The organism is Pseudomonas sp. 382, from assembly GCF_002759075.1.
GTDB lineage: Bacteria > Pseudomonadota > Gammaproteobacteria > Pseudomonadales > Pseudomonadaceae > Aquipseudomonas > Aquipseudomonas vlassakiae.
Genome location: NZ_PEMX01000007.1, coordinates 204381 through 220747, shown reverse-complemented (window position 1 = coordinate 220747; position 16367 = coordinate 204381). Strand labels below are relative to the sequence as shown.

The window sequence follows — 16367 nt, the reverse complement described above, 5'->3', positions numbered from 1 at the left end:
CCGATGGTCGGGAGGGCGATGGCGGATACTGCCGCCATACAGCCCTGGCGTCTTATGTCGGACGATAAACACGCACATTGGCATGTCCCTCACTGAGCAGGTGGTGTGCGTGCAAACGGCTCATCACACCTTTGTCGCAATACAGCAGGTACTGGCGCGTAGGGTCCAGGTGCTTGAACTTGCTGTTGATCGCGTAGAACGGCATGGCCTGGATTTCGATACCTTCCAGTGCCAGAGGTTCGTCTTCCTGGGCATCGGGGTGGCGAATGTCGATGACGATCTGGCCAGGCAGCGCCTCGGCCACTTCCTCGACCTCGATGTCCTTGCCCAGCTCGTCGATCACGTGATCGATGGAGATGAACTTGGCACGCTCCAGGGCACGCTCCAGCACGGCCATGTCGAACTGCTTTTCTTCATGCTCCATGCGGTGACGCTTGGCATGGGTGGTCGGGTTCACCGAGATCACGCCGCAGTATTCCGGCATGTGCTTGGCGAAGTCGGCGGTGCCGATTTCGGTGGCCTGGTCGATGATGTCCTGCTTGTGGCTGGCCAGCAACGGGCGCAGCACCAGCTTGTCGGTGGCCGAGTCGATGATCGACAGGTTCGGCAGGGTCTGGCTGGAGACCTGGGAAATCGCCTCGCCGGTGACCAGGGCATCGATCTGCAGACGGTCGGCCATGTGCGCGGCACCACGCAGCATCATGCGCTTGAGCGTCACGCCCATGTAGCTGTTGTCGACCTTGTTGAGGATCTCGCCGACCACTTCTTCGAATGGCACGCTGATGAACAGCACGCGCTGGCTGCTGCCGTACTTCTTCCACAGGTAGTGGGCAACTTCCATCACGCCCAGCTCGTGGGCACGGCCGCCCAGGTTGAAGAAGCAGAAGTGGGTCATCAGGCCACGGCGCATCATCTGGTAGGCCGCCACGGTGGAGTCGAAACCACCGGACATCAGCACCAGGGTCTGCTCCAGCGCGCCCAGCGGATAGCCGCCGATGCCGTTGTGCTGGTTGTGGATCACATACAGGCGCTGATCGCGAATCTCGATGCGCACCACGACTTCAGGCGTCTTCAGGTCGATGCCGGCAGCGCCGCACTGCTGGCGCAGCTGGCTGCCGACGTAGCGGTCGACGTCCATCGAAGTGAAGTCGTGATGACCGCCGCGCTTGCAGCGCACCGAGAAGCGCTTGCCGGCCAGCAGGTGGCCGAAGTGGTGCTTGCACTTGGCGACGATGTCGTCGAAGTCACCCAGCGGGTACTCCTCGACCTGCAGGAAGTGGGTGATGCCTGGCGTGCAGGTGAGGCGCGCGATCATCTCGCGCTGGACCTTCTCGTCCTCGACGCGGGTGACCACTTCGAGATTGTCCCAGACACCATCGACCGCGAGCTCTGGATCAAGATCCTTGAGCACGTTGCGGATGTTCTTGCCGAGCTGGCGGATGAAACGCTTGCGCACCGGCCGGCTCTTGATGGTGATTTCTGGGAAGACTTTGACGATAAGTTTCATTGGGTTAACAGCGCGCGCAAGGCCTGCCGAAAATGAGGGGCGCGAATTATAGCGGAAATTGCTCAGGATTTGACCAACTTTTGATCAGAAGCTTTCAGATAAATGCACAGGCCAGGTTTTGTGGCGCCTGTGCCGGCCCTTTCGCGGCGGTTCGGCGCTCCGACACGCCCGCTCCCACAGGGACCCACAAATTTCCAGCACTGTGCGGTCCCTGTGGGAGCGGGCTTGCCCGCGAAAGGGCCCTTAAAGAAAGCACAGCTGTCGAGCTATGCACTTATTTGGTGCTTTACCCTGAATTCCTGCCTCCTAAGGGTGCACTTTTGTCCGCTGCCACCCCGGCAAATGCCCGCAAACGCCCCTTTTTATCTCGCCCTCGCCATTTTCGGGCACTGGCATGCAATTTGCTCCCTTGTGAGGCAGGTAAGCTTGGCCGACTATCCGCGCCCGGCAACACCCTTTTTCCAGAGCAGCGGCCCACCGCGCTCTAGACCCTCCGGAGGACAACATGTCGAAGTCGGTTCAACTCATCAAAGATCATGACGTCAAGTGGATTGATCTGCGTTTCACGGACACCAAAGGCACTCAGCATCACGTGACCATGCCGGCGCGTGATGGCCTGGACGAAGACTTCTTCGAAGTCGGCAAGATGTTCGACGGTTCCTCCATTGCTGGCTGGAAAGGCATCGAAGCTTCCGACATGATCCTGATGCCGGTCGACGAGACCGCTGTTCTGGACCCGTTCACCGAAGAGCCGACGCTGATCATCACCTGTGACATCGTCGACCCGTCGAGCATGCAGGGCTACGATCGCGACCCACGTGCGATCGCCAAGCGCGCCGAAGAGTACCTGAAGAGCACCGGCATCGGTGACACCGTATTCGCTGGCCCAGAGCCAGAATTCTTCATCTTCGACGAAGTGAAGTTCCAGTCGGACATCTCCGGCTCGATGTTCAAGATCTTCTCCGAGCAAGGCTCGTGGATGACTGGCGCTGACGTGGAAGGCGGCAACAAAGGCCACCGTCCAGGCGTGAAAGGCGGCTACTTCCCGGTTCCGCCGTTCGACCACGACCACGAAATCCGTACCGCCATGTGCAACGCTCTGGAAGAAATGGGCCAGACCGTTGAAATTCACCACCACGAAGTGGCGACTGCCGGTCAGAACGAAATCGGCGTCAAGTTCAACACCCTGGTGAAGAAGGCCGACGAAGTTCAGGCCCTGAAATACGTCGTGCACAACGTTGCCGACGCTTACGGCCGTACCGCCACCTTCATGCCGAAGCCACTGTACGGCGACAACGGCTCGGGCATGCACGTGCACATGTCGATCTGGAAAGACGGCAAGAACACCTTCGCCGGCGAAGGCTATGCCGGCCTGTCCGACACCGCCCTGTACTTCATCGGCGGTATCATCAAGCATGGTAAGGCCCTGAACGGCTTCACCAACCCGTCGACCAACTCGTACAAGCGTCTGGTCCCAGGCTTCGAAGCCCCGGTAATGCTGGCCTACTCGGCTCGCAACCGTTCCGCCTCGATCCGTATTCCTTACGTCGGCAGCCCGAAAGCCCGTCGTATCGAAGCCCGCTTCCCGGACCCATCGGCCAACCCGTACCTGGCCTTCGCGGCCCTGCTGATGGCTGGCCTGGACGGTATCCAGAACAAGATCCACCCTGGCGACGCTGCCGACAAGAACCTGTACGACCTGCCGCCAGAAGAAGCCAAGGACATTCCGCAGGTTTGCGGCAGCCTGAAAGAAGCTCTGGAAGAGCTGGATAAAGGCCGTGCGTTCCTGACCAAGGGCGGCGTGTTCTCCGACGACTTCATCGATGCCTTCATCGAGCTGAAGAGCGAAGAAGAGATCAAGGTCCGCACCTTCGTGCACCCGCTGGAATACGAGCTGTACTACAGCTGCTGATCTGATTGGCGCCTGGCGCCGATCTGAATCACCGAAAACGGCCTTCTTCTGAAGGCCGTTTTTTGTTTAATGCCCATCTGTTTCAGATGCTTCCTACAAGCAGGGCACGCCTGACAGCGCACAATCACATCCCCGACAATAAGGAGATTGCCATGCGCGCCCTACCCTTCGTGCTTAGCTTCGCCATCACGCTAGCCGGCTGCAGCGCCCCCCCACAATCTGAATTCAACCCTTTGCTTTCGGCAATCGGGCAGCGCCTGGACTTGGCATACGCCGTGGCCGTGCACAAATGGGACAATGGCGTGCCAGTCGAGGCCCCCATGCGAGAACAAGAGGTTCTGCAGCAGGTTCAAGCTACAGCGCATGACTACGGCTTGCCTCCCGAAAGGGCAGCGGCCTTTTTCAGCGACCAGATCGAAGCCAACAAGATGATCCAGTACGGCCTGATCGACCGCTGGACTGCGCTGGGGAAGCGGCCCCCTCAGCAAGCCAGAGACCTTGCCGATGAACTGCGCCCGCGCCTGGACATGCTCCAGGCGACATTGCTGTTCGAGCTGGGCAACCTGGACCGCAAGCCGATGAACGACTGCCCTCGTCAATTGACCGAAGCATTGAACAGACACGCCGGCGACCCACTCCGGCACATGGCCCTGGTCCGCGCAACCGCACAATTGTGCGTAGGACGTTGACCCCAGCAATGCTCTATATTGGTGCATAAACGTACCGAGCGCTTCTATCTGCAGCCCAAAACAGGTCACTTGAAACGATAAATCAGGGCAATCTGATCCGAATAAGCGCAATTCCAGGTCTTTATCAGGCAATTCCGCTTCTTTTCGGAGCCTTGGTTTGTTTCTTGCATTTTCCTGTGCAGAGACTGGCATCCGCGGATCCGCCGCCTGCCCGGCCATGGCCGTGCCTTGCCTGACAAGCGCCAAAAGAGGTCAACGACGCCTTATGACCATCAGCGATGCACAGCACCGTCTGCTTCTGGACAACCTGACCACCGCCACACTCCTGCTCAACAGCGAGCTGCGGCTGGAGTACATGAACCCGGCAGCAGAAATGCTCCTGGCCGTGAGTGGCCAGCGCAGCCACGGGCAGTTCATCAGCGAACTGTTCACCGAATCGACCGAGGCGCTCAACTCGCTGCGCCAGGCGGTGGAACAGGCGCACCCGTTCACCAAGCGTGAAGCGCAACTGACCTCGCTGACCGGGCAGGCCATCACCGTCGACTATGCGGTGACACCGATCCTGCACCAGGGCAATACCCTGCTGCTGTTGGAAGTCCACCCGCGTGATCGCCTGCTGCGCATCACCAAGGAAGAAGCCCAGCTGAGCAAGCAGGAAACCACCAAGATGCTGGTGCGCGGCCTGGCCCACGAGATCAAGAACCCGCTCGGCGGTATCCGTGGAGCAGCACAGCTGCTGGCCCGCGAGCTGCCTGAAGAGGGACTGCGCGACTACACCAACGTGATCATCGAAGAGGCCGACCGCTTGCGCAACCTGGTCGACCGCATGCTCGGTTCGAACAAGTTGCCGTCGCTGGCCATGACCAACATCCACGAAGTACTGGAGCGGGTCTGCAGCCTGGTCGAGGCCGAAAGCCAGGGCTGCATCACGCTGGTGCGCGACTACGACCCGAGCCTGCCAGACGTGCTGATCGACCGCGAGCAGATGATCCAGGCCGTACTGAACATCGTGCGCAATGCGATGCAGGCGATCAGCTCGCAGAACGAGCTGCGCCTGGGCCGCATCACCCTACGCAGCCGCGCCGTGCGCCAGTTCACCATCGGTCATGTGCGCCATCGCCTGGCGGCACGTATCGAAATCATCGACAACGGCCCGGGCATCCCCACTGAACTGCAAGACACCCTTTTTTATCCCATGGTCAGCGGGCGCCCGGACGGTACCGGGCTCGGCCTGGCCATCACCCAGAACATCATCAGCCAGCACCAGGGCCTGATCGAGTGTGAAAGCCACGCAGGGCACACCGCCTTCTCGATCTTCCTGCCCCTGGAACAAGGAGCCACCGCCTCATGAGCCGAAGTGAAACCGTATGGATCGTCGATGATGATCGCTCCATCCGCTGGGTCCTGGAAAAAGCCCTGCAACAGGAAGGCATGACCACCCAGAGCTTCGACAGCGCCGATGGCGTCATGGGCCGCCTGGCCCGCCAGCAGCCGGATGTGATCATTTCCGATATTCGCATGCCTGGCGCCAGCGGCCTCGACCTGCTGGCGCAGATTCGCGAACAGCATCCGCGCCTGCCGGTCATCATCATGACCGCGCATTCCGACCTGGACAGCGCCGTGGCGTCCTACCAGGGCGGTGCTTTCGAATACCTGCCCAAGCCGTTCGACGTCGATGAGGCGGTGTCGCTGGTCAAGCGCGCCAACCAGCACGCCCAGGAACAACAGGGCCTCGATGTTCCCCAGGCCTTGGCCCGCACCCCGGAAATCATCGGCGAAGCGCCGGCGATGCAGGAAGTGTTCCGCGCCATCGGCCGCCTGAGCCACTCCAACATCACCGTATTGATCAACGGCGAATCCGGCACCGGTAAAGAGCTGGTGGCGCATGCCCTGCACCGTCACAGCCCGCGCGCTGCATCGCCGTTCATCGCCCTGAACATGGCCGCCATTCCCAAGGACCTGATGGAATCGGAGCTGTTCGGCCACGAGAAAGGCGCCTTTACCGGCGCCGCCAACCTGCGCCGCGGTCGCTTCGAACAGGCCGACGGCGGTACGTTGTTCCTCGATGAGATCGGTGACATGCCCGCCGATACCCAGACCCGCCTGCTACGGGTTCTGGCCGATGGCGAGTTCTATCGAGTTGGCGGCCACGTGCCGGTGAAGGTCGATGTGCGCATCATTGCAGCGACCCACCAGAACCTGGAGTCGCTGGTAACGGCCGGCAAGTTCCGTGAGGACTTGTTCCACCGCCTGAACGTGATCCGCATCCATATCCCGCGCCTGGCCGACCGCCGCGAGGACATCCCGGCGCTGGCCCGCCACTTCCTCGGCCGTGCCGCCCAGGAGCTGGCCGTCGAGCCGAAGCTGCTCAAGCCGGAAACCGAAGAGTTCATCCGCAACCTGCCGTGGCCAGGCAACGTGCGCCAACTGGAAAACACCTGCCGCTGGATCACCGTGATGGCGTCCAGCCGCGAAGTGCTGATCGGCGACCTGCCGCCGGAGCTGCTGAACCTGCCACAGGACGCAGCACCGGTGACCAACTGGGAGCAGGCCCTGCGCCAGTGGGCTGACCAGGCCCTGGCGCGCGGGCAGTCGAACCTGCTCGACAGCGCCGTGCCGAGCTTCGAACGGATCATGATCGAGACGGCGCTCAAGCACACCGCCGGGCGCCGGCGTGATGCGGCGGTGCTGCTGGGCTGGGGGCGCAATACCCTGACCCGCAAGATCAAGGAGCTGGGGATGAATGTGGATGGCGGGGATGATGATGAGGGTGAGGACCACTGATCTAGCGGTACACCTGTAACATCCCTGGGGCCGCTTTGCGGCCCCAGCCATTTCAGCCCCGATGCACCGATCCTGTGCCCGATGCACCTCACGAAGGCACAAATCCCCTCAAAACCCGGCCAAATCACCCTGAAAGCCCAGTATTGACGGGCTTTGCAAAACTGGCACGCCCCCTGCAACAGCTAATACATATCCAGTTTCGGGGGCCCTGGTACAGGCAGGCCGGGTGACCCCTCTTTTATTCGCAGTAACGCCGCTTTCGGGGACCTCGGTACAGGCAGGCCGGGCCATCCCCTCTTTAATTCGCTGTAAGCCCTTTTGGGGACCTTGGTACAGGCAGGCCGAGATATCCCCTCTTTTATTCGTGCAGTTTCACCTGCACCCGCCAGCGCCCAGCGTCCTCTGCACCGGCCCATTCGCCGTGCAGGGGACGCGCGGCGATCACCGTCAGCAGCAACCCCTTGTCGCTCTTCTGCAACCGCCAGCCGACCGGTTTGCCTTGCAGGTCCAGCTGACCACGCTGTGCCTTGCCCTCGGCCTCGAACAGCAGTGCCACAGTGCCTTCGACGTTTTCGCCATGCAGCTTGGGCGCTTCGTTGAACCACAGGTTCAGGCCATCCTGCACCACCTCGACCTGCTCCAGCACCCGTTCTTCAGGGGCAGTCAGACGGCCAATCATCAGCCCCAGCAAAACCCCGAACAGCGCCAGGGAAAGCAGCATGCGCGGCCAGGCCTTCGAACGCAGGTCGGGTTCAGGGGTAGAATGCTCGTCATCTTCACGTTTGGAGCCGTGCATGTTTCACGTCATCCTTTTTCAACCAGAAATTCCGCCGAATACCGGCAACATCATCCGCCTCTGCGCCAACAGCGGTTGCGCCCTGCACCTGATCGAGCCGATCAGCTTCGAACTGGACGACAAGCGCCTGCGCCGCGCCGGGCTGGATTACCACGAGTATGCCACGCTCAAGCGCCACGAAAGCCTGGCCGGATGCCTGGAAAGCCTGGGCAATCCACGGCTGTTCGCCTTTACCACCAAGGGCTCGCACCCGTTCCATGAAGTGGCTTATCAGCCCGGTGATGCGTTCCTGTTCGGGCCAGAGAGCCGCGGCCTGCCGGCCGAAGTGCTGGACAGCCTGCCGGCCGAGCAACGCCTGCGCCTGCCGATGCGGCCAGGGTGCCGCAGCCTGAACCTGTCCAATACCGTGGCAGTGACCGTTTATGAAGCCTGGCGGCAGAACGGCTTTGCCGGGAGCTGATCTTTAGCCTGTACCGGCGCTTTGCGGGCACGCCCGCTCCCACAGGGACCTCACAAAGCTTGATGACTGTGCAGTTCCTGTGGGAGTGGGCGTGCCCGCGAAGAGGGCAGCACAGGCAACAAAAAAGCGCCCCGAGAGGCGCTTTTTCGATACCGGCAGAATTACTGCACGGTCGGCGTTTCACCAGCTTCCTGCATGCGCTGCAGCTCTTGCGCGTACAGGGCGTCGAAGTTGACCGGCGACAGCATCAGGGCCGGGAACGAACCGCGGGTCACCAGGCTGTCCAGGGTCTCACGGGCATACGGGAACAAAATGTTCGGGCAGAAAGCGCCGAGCGTGTGGCTCATCGACGAAGCGTCGAGGTTCTTGATCAGGAAGATGCCAGCCTGCTGAACTTCAGCGATGAAGGCTACTTCGTCGCCGTTCTTGACGGTCACCGACAGGGTAAGCACCACTTCGTGGAAGTCGCCTTCCAGGGCTTTCTGCTTGGTATTCAGGTCCAGCGCAACGCTCGGCTCCCACTGCTGACGGAAGATCTGCGGGCTTTTCGGAGCTTCGAACGACAGGTCGCGCACGTAGATGCGCTGCATGGAGAACTGAGGGCTGTTGTCTTCTGCGGCAGCGCCGTTGGTCTGTTGGTCAGTCATGGCAGATCCTTAATCCTAATGTTTTTGAATGCAGTGCAAATCAGACTGCCAGCAGCGCGTCGAGCTTGCCGGCGCGCTCCAGGGCGTAGAGGTCATCGCATCCACCGACGTGGGTGCTGCCGATCCAGATCTGCGGCACCGACGTACGGCCAGCCTTCTGGCTCATCTCGGCGCGCACCTGGGGCTTGCCATCGACCTTGATCTCTTCGAAGGCAACGCCTTTGCTCTGGAGCAGGTGCTTGGCGCGCATGCAGTAGGGGCAGTAGTCGCTGGAATAGACGATGACGGGCTTCATATCACTTCACCAAAGGCAGGTTATCGGCTTTCCAGCTGGAAACGCCACCGCTCAGCTTGGCGGCAGTGTAACCAGCCTTGAGCAGCTCGCCGCAGACCGCGCCGGACTGCTGGCCCATCGCGTCGACGACGATCAGGGTCTTCTCTTTGTGCTTTTCGAGCTCGGTCATGCGGTTGGCGAGCTTGTCCTGCGGGATGTTCAACGCACCGACGATGTGGCCGGCGGAATATTCCTTGGACGGGCGGATGTCGATGACCAGTGCCTTGTCGGCATTGACCAGCGCGGTCAGCTGGCCGTTGCTCAGGCTCTGGCCGCCACGGCGCAGTTCATTGACGAGCAGTGCAACCAGCAGAACCACGAAGATCGCCACCAGGATGTAGTGATCTGTCGCGAATTGAATCAGGTGAGCAACCATCAGCGGTGTTCCAGGCGATTGAAAATGCCGGCCAGTATACACACCCCCCCAGTGCCACCAAAGCCCGATGGGCCGGAGGTAAAGGTACCTTCATGTTACCGGGCTGCCCGCGCCGGTCGGGTGACAGGACGATTATTCGCCGTTGATGGCGCATTTGCCCTAAAATGCGTGTCTTTATCATCTTTGAACAACCGTGAGTTTGATTGATGACGAGCACGCCCAAACCTCTGGTCCTGATCATCCTGGATGGATTCGGCCACAGCGAAAGCCCCGAATACAACGCCATCTATGCCGCCAACACACCGGTCTATGACCGCCTGCGCGCCACCCAGCCGCATGGCCTGATTTCCGGGTCGGGGATGGATGTCGGCCTGCCGGACGGGCAGATGGGCAACTCTGAGGTCGGGCACATGAACCTTGGCGCCGGCCGCGTCGTCTACCAGGACTTCACTCGGGTCACCAAGGCCATCCGCGATGGCGAGTTCTTCGAGAACCCGGTGCTCACCGGGGCGGTGGACAAGGCTGCTGGCGCCGGCAAGGCCGTGCACATCCTCGGCCTGCTGTCCGACGGTGGCGTGCACAGCCACCAGGACCACCTCGTCGCCATGGCCGAACTGGCCGCGCAGCGTGGCGCCGAGAAAATCTACCTGCACGCCTTCCTCGATGGCCGCGACACCCCGCCACGCAGCGCCCAGTCGTCGATCGAACTGCTCGACGCGACCTTCGCCAAGCTCGGCAAGGGCCGTATCGCGAGCCTGATCGGTCGCTACTTCGCGATGGACCGCGACAACCGCTGGGACCGCGTGAGCGCCGCTTACAACCTGATCGTCGACAGCGTTGCCGAATACACCGCCGATACCGCGCTGGCGGGCCTGGAAGCAGCCTATGCCCGCGACGAGAACGACGAGTTCGTCAAGGCCACGCGCATTGGCGAGGCGGTGAAGGTTGAAGACGGCGATGCGGTAATCTTCATGAACTTCCGCGCCGACCGCGCCCGCGAGCTGTCGCGTGCCTTCGTCGAGCCGGACTTCAACGAGTTCCCGCGTGCACGCCTGCCGAAAATGGCGGCCTACATCGGCCTGACCCAGTATTCGGCAAAAATCGCCGCGCCAGCCGCCTATGCGCCGTCCAGCCTGGACAACGTGCTGGGCGAGTACCTGGCAAAGAACGGCAAGACCCAGCTGCGCATCGCTGAAACCGAGAAGTATGCACACGTTACCTTCTTCTTCTCCGGTGGTCGCGAAGAGCCGTTCGAAGGCGAAGAGCGCATCCTGATCCCGTCGCCGAAGGTCGCCACCTACGACCTGCAGCCCGAGATGAACGCACCTGAAGTGACCGACCGCATCGTCGAAGCCATCGAGCAGCAGCGCTTTGACGTGATCGTGGCCAACTACGCCAACGGCGACATGGTCGGCCACACCGGCGTGTTCGAGGCTGCGGTGAAAGCCGTCGAGGCCCTGGATACCTGTGTCGGGCGCATCGTCGAGGCGCTGGACAAGGTCGGAGGCGAGGCCCTGATCACCGCCGACCACGGCAACGTCGAGCAGATGGAGGACGCGTGCACCGGCCAGGCGCACACAGCCCACACCAGCGAGCCGGTGCCGTTCATCTACGTCGGCAAGCGCAAGGTGCGGGTCCGCGAAGGCGGCGTACTGGCCGACGTGGCGCCGACCATGCTGAAACTGCTGGGCCTGGAAAAACCGGCAGAAATGACCGGCACTTCAATCCTGGTCGACGCCTGATTCACTGTCCAGGGGCCGCCTGGCGGCCCCTTTGCACATGAATTCCGGACAAACGCCCCGCTGCCCCGGCAGCGAGGCGTTTTTTTTGCCTGCCCGCACGGGCATACTAAGCCAGTCTCCATCCCCGGTACGCCAAACCCCATGCTACGCGCCCTGATCCTATTAGCCCTGTCCTGCCTGCTCAGCCCGGCATTCGCCGATGAGCGCGCGCAGACCCAGCAGCAACTGGACGCCACCCGCCAGGACATTGCCGAGCTCAAGAAGACGCTGAGCAAGCTCCAGGAAGAAAAAGCCGGTGTGCAAAAAGACCTCAAGGCCACCGAGACCGACATCGGCAACCTGGAGAAGCAGGTGGAGGCCCTGCAACAAGAACTAAAAAAGACCGAGGGCGAGCTGGAGCGCCTTGATACCGAGAAAAAAAAACTCCAGAGCGCCCGCGTTGAGCAACAGCGGCTGATTGCCATTCAGGCCCGTTCGGCCTACCAGAACAACGGCCGCGAGGAATACCTCAAGCTGCTGCTCAATCAGCAGAACCCTGAGAAGTTCGCCCGCACCCTCACCTATTACGACTACCTGAGCAAGGCGCGCCTCGACCAGCTCAAGGCCTTCAATGAAACGTTGCGCCAACTGGCCAACGTCGAGCAGGACATTTCCCGTCAGCAGGAACAACTGCTGGCGCAGCGCGCCGACCTCGACACGCGCCGCCAGGCGCTGGATGCCGAACGCAGCAAACGCCAGCAGGTACTGGCCAAGCTCAACAGCGACGTGAAAGATGGCGACCAGAAGCTGCAGGCGCGCCAACAGGACCAGGCGGACCTGGCCAAGGTGCTCAAGACCATCGAGGAAACCTTGGCGCGCCAGGCCCGCGAAGCCGAAGAAGCGCGCAAGAAAGCCCTGCTCGCCCAGCAGGAAGCCGAGAAACGCCGCCAACAGGAGGCCCTGGCCGCCCGTGCGGACAGGGAAGATAGCGAGCCGCCGAAAAAGGCCCGCACCACCCTCGGCCCACTGGTTTCCAGTGACGGCGCCAGCTACGGCGGTGCATTTTCTGCAGCCCGGGGAAAACTTCCCTGGCCGGTCAATGGTCGATTGCTGGCACGCTTCGGTGATGCGCGCGGCAGCGATGCCCGGGCCAAGTGGGACGGCGTGATGATCAGCGCCAGCCCAGGTACCCAGGTACACGCAGTGCACGGCGGGCGCGTGGTGTTTGCCGACTGGTTGCGTGGCGCTGGACTTCTGGTCATTCTCGACCATGGTAATGGTTACCTGAGCCTGTATGGCCACAACCAGAGCCTGCTCAAGAGCGCCGGCGACATCGTCAAGGCCGGCGAAGCCATTTCCACCGTTGGCGACAGCGGTGGCCAGGACAGCGCAGGCTTGTACTTCGCCATTCGCCAGCAGGGCCGGCCAACCGACCCTTCGCAGTGGTGCCGCGGCTGACACATTACATACGGCATGGCGCCATGCGCTGCGCCGATGCTCCGCAGGGAGCGCTTACAGGATCAGGAGTTCGTTCGACATGCTGCACTCGCCTCGCCTCACCCAGCTGGCCCTGACCATCGCCCTGGCGATCGGTGCGCCCCTGGCCAGCGCCGCGGAGCCGGTGAAGGCCTCGCCAGCCAAGACTGCCGCAGTGCCCGCCACCGAGGTGACCGCCAAGGCACCGCTGCCGCTGGAAGAGCTGCGCACCTTTGCCGAGGTCATGGACCGTATCAAGGCGGCCTATGTCGAACCTGTGGACGACAAGACCCTGCTGGAGAACGCCATCAAGGGCATGCTCAGCAACCTTGACCCCCACTCGGCCTACCTCGGGCCTGAGGACTTCCAGGAGCTGCAGGAAAGCACCAGTGGCGAATTCGGTGGCCTCGGCATCGAAGTGGGCCAGGAGGACGGCAATATCAAGGTAGTATCGCCTATCGATGACACCCCGGCATCGCGAGCCGGCGTGCAGGCCGGAGACCTGATCGTCAAGATCAACGGCGCCCCGACCCGCGGCCAGACCATGACCGAAGCGGTCGACAAGATGCGTGGCAAGGTTGGCGAAAAGATCACCCTGACCCTGGTGCGCGACGGCGGCAGCCCGTTCGACGTAACCCTTGCCCGCGCGGTAATCCAGGTCAAGAGCGTGAAGAGCCAGCTTCTGGAAAGCGGCTATGGCTACATCCGCATCACCCAGTTCCAGGTCAAGACCGGTGACGAGGTCGGCAAGGCCCTGGCCAAGCTGCGCAAGGACAACGGCAAGAAACTGCGCGGGGTGATCCTTGACCTGCGCAACAACCCCGGCGGCGTGCTGCAATCGGCAGTGGAAGTGGCCGACCACTTCCTGACCAAGGGCCTGATCGTCTACACCAAGGGCCGCATCGCCAATTCCGAACTGCGCTTCTCCGCCGACCCGGCCGACGCCAGCGAAGGGGTGCCACTGGTGGTATTGATCAACGGCGGCAGCGCTTCGGCCTCGGAAATCGTCGCCGGCGCCCTGCAGGACCAGAAACGCGCCGTGCTGATGGGTACCGACAGCTTTGGCAAGGGCTCGGTACAGACCGTGCTGCCGCTGGCCAATGACCGCGCCCTGAAGCTCACCACTGCGTTGTACTACACGCCCAACGGCCGCTCGATCCAGGCCCAGGGCATCGTCCCCGACATTGAAGTGCGCCCAGCCAAGTTGACTGCCGACGCCAACGACAACGACACCTTCAAGGAAGCCGACCTGCAGGGCCACCTGGGCAACGGCAACGGTGGCGCCGACCGCCCGACCGGCAGCACCAAGCGCCAGGAACGCCCGCAGGACAGCGACTACCAGCTGAGCCAGGCCCTGAGCCTTCTCAAGGGCCTGAACATCACCAAAGGCGACTGACCCAGCCCATGCGTTATCTGCTGTGTCTGTTGGTCTGCCTGATGGCCGGAGTCGCACAAGCGGCACCGGCCGGCAAGGCCTATATGAGCATCATAATCGACGACCTGGGCCAAAGCGCCGAGCGTGACAGCCGCACACTCGCCCTGCCTGGGCCAGTGACCATGGCGATCATGCCCGACACCCCACACGCCACCGATTTCGCCCGCCAGGCCCACAAGGCCGGCAAGACGGTGATCCTGCACATGCCCATGGACCCGGCCACCGGCCCCTATGCCTGGCACCCCGGCATCCCCCAGGACGAACTGGCCCGACGCCTCGATGCAGCCCTGGCCAAGGTGCCGTATGCCGCCGGTATCAACAACCACATGGGCAGCCGCATGACCGCCCAGCGTGAGCCGATGGCCTGGCTGATGGGCGAATTACAGCGTCGTCACCTGTTCTTCGTCGACAGCCGCACCAGCGCCGCCACCGTGGCGGCTGCCGAAGCCCAGGCACAGGGGCTGGCGCATGTTTCGCGGGATGTATTCCTCGACGATGTGCGCACCACCGAGGCAATTACCGGTCAGCTTCAGCAAGGCATCGCCCTGGCCCGCAAGCAAGGCTCGGCAGTGCTGATCGGCCACCCTTACCCACAAACACTCGAAGTGCTGGCACGCGAACTACCACGGCTCAAAGGCCAAGGTGTCATCCTGATCAAGCTACCGCAGATGATCGCCGAGCGGAGCAACCAGGCCATGCCGGCACATGGCAAGCATGGCCGCTACAGCAACCGCTGAGCAGGCCCTTCATCTATGTACCGCCAAGCACATCGGTAGCACCTTCACCCTTCGTCCTCCATTCCATGGAGGTACGACATGCATATCCCCTCACTCCTGGCTACGCTAGGCCTGACACTCTCCAGCCACCTGGCCAATGCCAACGACATCACGCCTCCTCCCTCGGCACCACTTACCCTGTACAACAGCGCTGGCCAGAACTCGCAGTGGACAGGCGTTGGCCGGCTGATCTGGAAAAACCGACATTGCATCGGCACCTTGCTGGACAGCCGTGATGACACCCACGGTACAAGTGGGCCGGCCTACATACTGACAGCCGGGCACTGCGCTGGCGGTGTCAATGGCAAGGTCATTGTTGACCAGCCGATTACCGGCAGCATTGCCTTCAACTATTTTGTCGATACACAAGACCAGCGCCACACCGTGCCCTTGAAACGCACGGTATGGAGCAGCCTGCAAGGTGCCGACCTGGCGCTTCTGGAGGTGGATGCCACCCTTGAGGAGCTGCTGGCACAAGGCATCAAGCCGCTCAAGCTGGGCCGCTCCGCCGCATCGGGCAGCGCGGTTCAGGTAATCGGCGAACCCAGCTCAATCGGCAAAGGCCTGCGCTTGTCCACCTGCACGGAGCGCTTCCACGGAACATCCAGTGTCGGCAACTGGGTGTGGCGCAATGCCAGGCGAAATGATTGCCAAGGCCTGGATGAGGGGGCGTCCGGGAGCCCGGTCGTGGACAGCGGGAGCAACCGCCTGGTCAGCCTCGCCAACAGCATGCATGACAATGAAGTCGGTGCAATCCCGGTCCATCGCCTTGTTGGCTGCTTCAGTGCAGGTCGTGCAGACCTTGATCTGGAAGATTGCCAATTGCTGCCGGGCTTTCAACTCGAGCCGCAGGGCGGCAGCTTCAAAAAGCTGACCAAAGCGCGAAGCCTGGCTGACGCTCCTTCTGAACCTGCGCGTTGGGGCTTTCAGTTCCTGATCGATACGCCGCGCTACCGCTACAAAACCAGCACCGACGCGCTTGCTTGCGAAGACCCGGCTGGCTACAGCGGCACCATTGCTTCAAGCGAAAATCTGATCAACGACCCGATCGGTCCTGAGCCCGGTACCCACTACCTGTGCCTGATCGGCATACAGTCGCCAGACCAGCTGCCTTCCCGCGCACTCATGGCCAACAGCCTGAGCATCAAAGTTGACCTGCTGCCACCTGGCAAGCCTCAGGCCCGCGTGGCGATAGAACACTTGCCCGACGGCAGCATTCGCATCAATTGGCTGCGAGATCCGTATGTTGTCTTCTACCGGGTAAAGCGTGGTGCACCGGCAACAACAGACTGCGACGATCCATCCGGCTATCGCCTGCTGCGCGCACAAAGTCGCAATATCCCGGTCTCGGCCTTGCCCTTGAAGTTATGCAGCGTTGCCATCGATCTGATTGGGCAGCGTTCTGAATTTCACACTGATCTGCTGCAATCCGCTGCACCGTGACAGGCCGCCCG

At 61.9% G+C, this 16367-nt stretch carries 15 protein-coding genes; 10 read left to right on the top strand and 5 right to left on the bottom strand.

The features are described 5' to 3' along the window. Positions 1-52 precede the first annotated feature (52 nt). Positions 53-1507, bottom strand: a complete 1455-nt coding sequence (gene thiI / locus CQW31_RS11205; protein WP_099814488.1) for a tRNA uracil 4-sulfurtransferase ThiI — start codon at positions 1505-1507, stop codon at positions 53-55. A 505-nt stretch (positions 1508-2012) separates the two neighbouring features. On the opposite strand from thiI, the gene glnA reads away from it, so the two are divergent. The 4 genes from glnA to ntrC all read left to right on the top strand — a co-directional run bounded on the left by glnA (position 2013) and on the right by ntrC (position 6892). Then, positions 2013-3419, top strand: coding sequence for a type I glutamate--ammonia ligase (glnA, locus tag CQW31_RS11200; RefSeq protein ID WP_099814487.1), 1407 nt, complete (start codon positions 2013-2015; stop codon positions 3417-3419). 152 nt (positions 3420-3571) lie between these two features. Further along, entirely contained in the window at positions 3572-4108 is a 537-nt protein-coding gene (locus CQW31_RS11195) for a chorismate mutase (RefSeq protein ID WP_054884258.1), read from the top strand. Between the two features lie 265 nt (positions 4109-4373). Continuing rightward, complete coding sequence (gene glnL, locus CQW31_RS11190; protein WP_054884257.1) at positions 4374-5459, top strand: nitrogen regulation protein NR(II); 1086 nt, start codon at positions 4374-4376, stop codon at positions 5457-5459. Then, positions 5456-6892: a nitrogen regulation protein NR(I) gene (gene ntrC / locus CQW31_RS11185; protein ID WP_054884256.1), complete on the top strand. Its 1437-nt coding sequence runs from the start codon at positions 5456-5458 to the stop codon at positions 6890-6892. The genes glnL and ntrC overlap by 4 nt, the downstream gene beginning before the upstream one ends. A gap of 358 nt (positions 6893-7250) precedes the next feature. Here the strand turns inward: ntrC and CQW31_RS11180 are convergent, their stop codons facing one another. Continuing rightward, positions 7251-7688, bottom strand: coding sequence for a hypothetical protein (locus CQW31_RS11180; RefSeq protein ID WP_099814486.1), 438 nt, complete (start codon positions 7686-7688; stop codon positions 7251-7253). Between CQW31_RS11180 and trmL the strand changes: the two genes are divergently transcribed. Beyond that, positions 7687-8148, top strand: a complete 462-nt coding sequence (trmL, locus tag CQW31_RS11175; RefSeq protein ID WP_054884254.1) for a tRNA (uridine(34)/cytosine(34)/5-carboxymethylaminomethyluridine(34)-2'-O)-methyltransferase TrmL — start codon at positions 7687-7689, stop codon at positions 8146-8148. The genes CQW31_RS11180 and trmL overlap by 2 nt on opposite strands. 161 nt (positions 8149-8309) lie before the next feature. Here trmL and secB read toward each other — a convergent pair whose 3' ends face one another. From secB to CQW31_RS11155, 3 genes are read right to left on the bottom strand one after another with little or no spacing between them, the layout of a single operon-like run. Continuing rightward, positions 8310-8795: a protein-export chaperone SecB gene (gene secB, locus CQW31_RS11165; protein ID WP_054884253.1), complete on the bottom strand. Its 486-nt coding sequence runs from the start codon at positions 8793-8795 to the stop codon at positions 8310-8312. Positions 8796-8835: 40 nt separating this feature from the next. Next, positions 8836-9090, bottom strand: coding sequence for a glutaredoxin 3 (gene grxC, locus CQW31_RS11160; RefSeq protein WP_054884252.1), 255 nt, complete (start codon positions 9088-9090; stop codon positions 8836-8838). 1 nt (position 9091) lies between these two features. Beyond that, on the bottom strand, positions 9092-9505 hold the full coding sequence (locus CQW31_RS11155; protein ID WP_054884251.1) for a rhodanese-like domain-containing protein: 414 nt from the start codon (positions 9503-9505) through the stop codon (positions 9092-9094). A gap of 206 nt (positions 9506-9711) precedes the next feature. On the opposite strand from CQW31_RS11155, the gene gpmI reads away from it, so the two are divergent. The 5 genes from gpmI (at position 9712) to CQW31_RS11130 (ending at position 16356) form a co-directional block, all read left to right on the top strand. Continuing rightward, positions 9712-11247 carry a 2,3-bisphosphoglycerate-independent phosphoglycerate mutase gene (gpmI, locus tag CQW31_RS11150; protein WP_054884250.1) on the top strand — a complete coding sequence of 512 codons (1536 nt, stop codon included), beginning with the start codon at positions 9712-9714 and terminating at the stop codon, positions 11245-11247. Between the two features lie 141 nt (positions 11248-11388). Continuing rightward, a complete protein-coding gene (locus tag CQW31_RS11145; protein ID WP_054884249.1) occupies positions 11389-12684 on the top strand; it encodes a murein hydrolase activator EnvC in 1296 nt (431 codons plus the stop codon). Between the two features lie 79 nt (positions 12685-12763). Next, a complete protein-coding gene (locus CQW31_RS11140; protein WP_054884248.1) occupies positions 12764-14098 on the top strand; it encodes a S41 family peptidase in 1335 nt (444 codons plus the stop codon). Positions 14099-14106: 8 nt separating this feature from the next. Continuing rightward, positions 14107-14874 carry a divergent polysaccharide deacetylase family protein gene (locus CQW31_RS11135; RefSeq protein ID WP_054884247.1) on the top strand — a complete coding sequence of 256 codons (768 nt, stop codon included), beginning with the start codon at positions 14107-14109 and terminating at the stop codon, positions 14872-14874. Between the two features lie 78 nt (positions 14875-14952). Beyond that, positions 14953-16356 (top strand): serine protease, encoded by a 1404-nt coding sequence (locus CQW31_RS11130; RefSeq protein WP_099814485.1) that lies wholly within the window; start codon positions 14953-14955, stop codon positions 16354-16356. The last annotated feature ends 11 nt before the right edge of the window (positions 16357-16367 follow it).

Coding starts and splice junctions, on each gene's coding strand:
- thiI (WP_099814488.1), bottom strand. CDS start 1,507: ATGAAACTTATCGTCAAAGTCTTCCCAGAAATCACCATCAAGAGCCGG.
- glnA (WP_099814487.1), top strand. CDS start 2,013: ATGTCGAAGTCGGTTCAACTCATCAAAGATCATGACGTCAAGTGGATT.
- CQW31_RS11195 (WP_054884258.1), top strand. CDS start 3,572: ATGCGCGCCCTACCCTTCGTGCTTAGCTTCGCCATCACGCTAGCCGGC.
- glnL (WP_054884257.1), top strand. CDS start 4,374: ATGACCATCAGCGATGCACAGCACCGTCTGCTTCTGGACAACCTGACC.
- ntrC (WP_054884256.1), top strand. CDS start 5,456: ATGAGCCGAAGTGAAACCGTATGGATCGTCGATGATGATCGCTCCATC.
- trmL (WP_054884254.1), top strand. CDS start 7,687: ATGTTTCACGTCATCCTTTTTCAACCAGAAATTCCGCCGAATACCGGC.
- CQW31_RS11180 (WP_099814486.1), bottom strand. CDS start 7,688: ATGCACGGCTCCAAACGTGAAGATGACGAGCATTCTACCCCTGAACCC.
- secB (WP_054884253.1), bottom strand. CDS start 8,795: ATGACTGACCAACAGACCAACGGCGCTGCCGCAGAAGACAACAGCCCT.
- grxC (WP_054884252.1), bottom strand. CDS start 9,090: ATGAAGCCCGTCATCGTCTATTCCAGCGACTACTGCCCCTACTGCATG.
- CQW31_RS11155 (WP_054884251.1), bottom strand. CDS start 9,505: ATGGTTGCTCACCTGATTCAATTCGCGACAGATCACTACATCCTGGTG.
- gpmI (WP_054884250.1), top strand. CDS start 9,712: ATGACGAGCACGCCCAAACCTCTGGTCCTGATCATCCTGGATGGATTC.
- CQW31_RS11145 (WP_054884249.1), top strand. CDS start 11,389: ATGCTACGCGCCCTGATCCTATTAGCCCTGTCCTGCCTGCTCAGCCCG.
- CQW31_RS11140 (WP_054884248.1), top strand. CDS start 12,764: ATGCTGCACTCGCCTCGCCTCACCCAGCTGGCCCTGACCATCGCCCTG.
- CQW31_RS11135 (WP_054884247.1), top strand. CDS start 14,107: ATGCGTTATCTGCTGTGTCTGTTGGTCTGCCTGATGGCCGGAGTCGCA.
- CQW31_RS11130 (WP_099814485.1), top strand. CDS start 14,953: ATGCATATCCCCTCACTCCTGGCTACGCTAGGCCTGACACTCTCCAGC.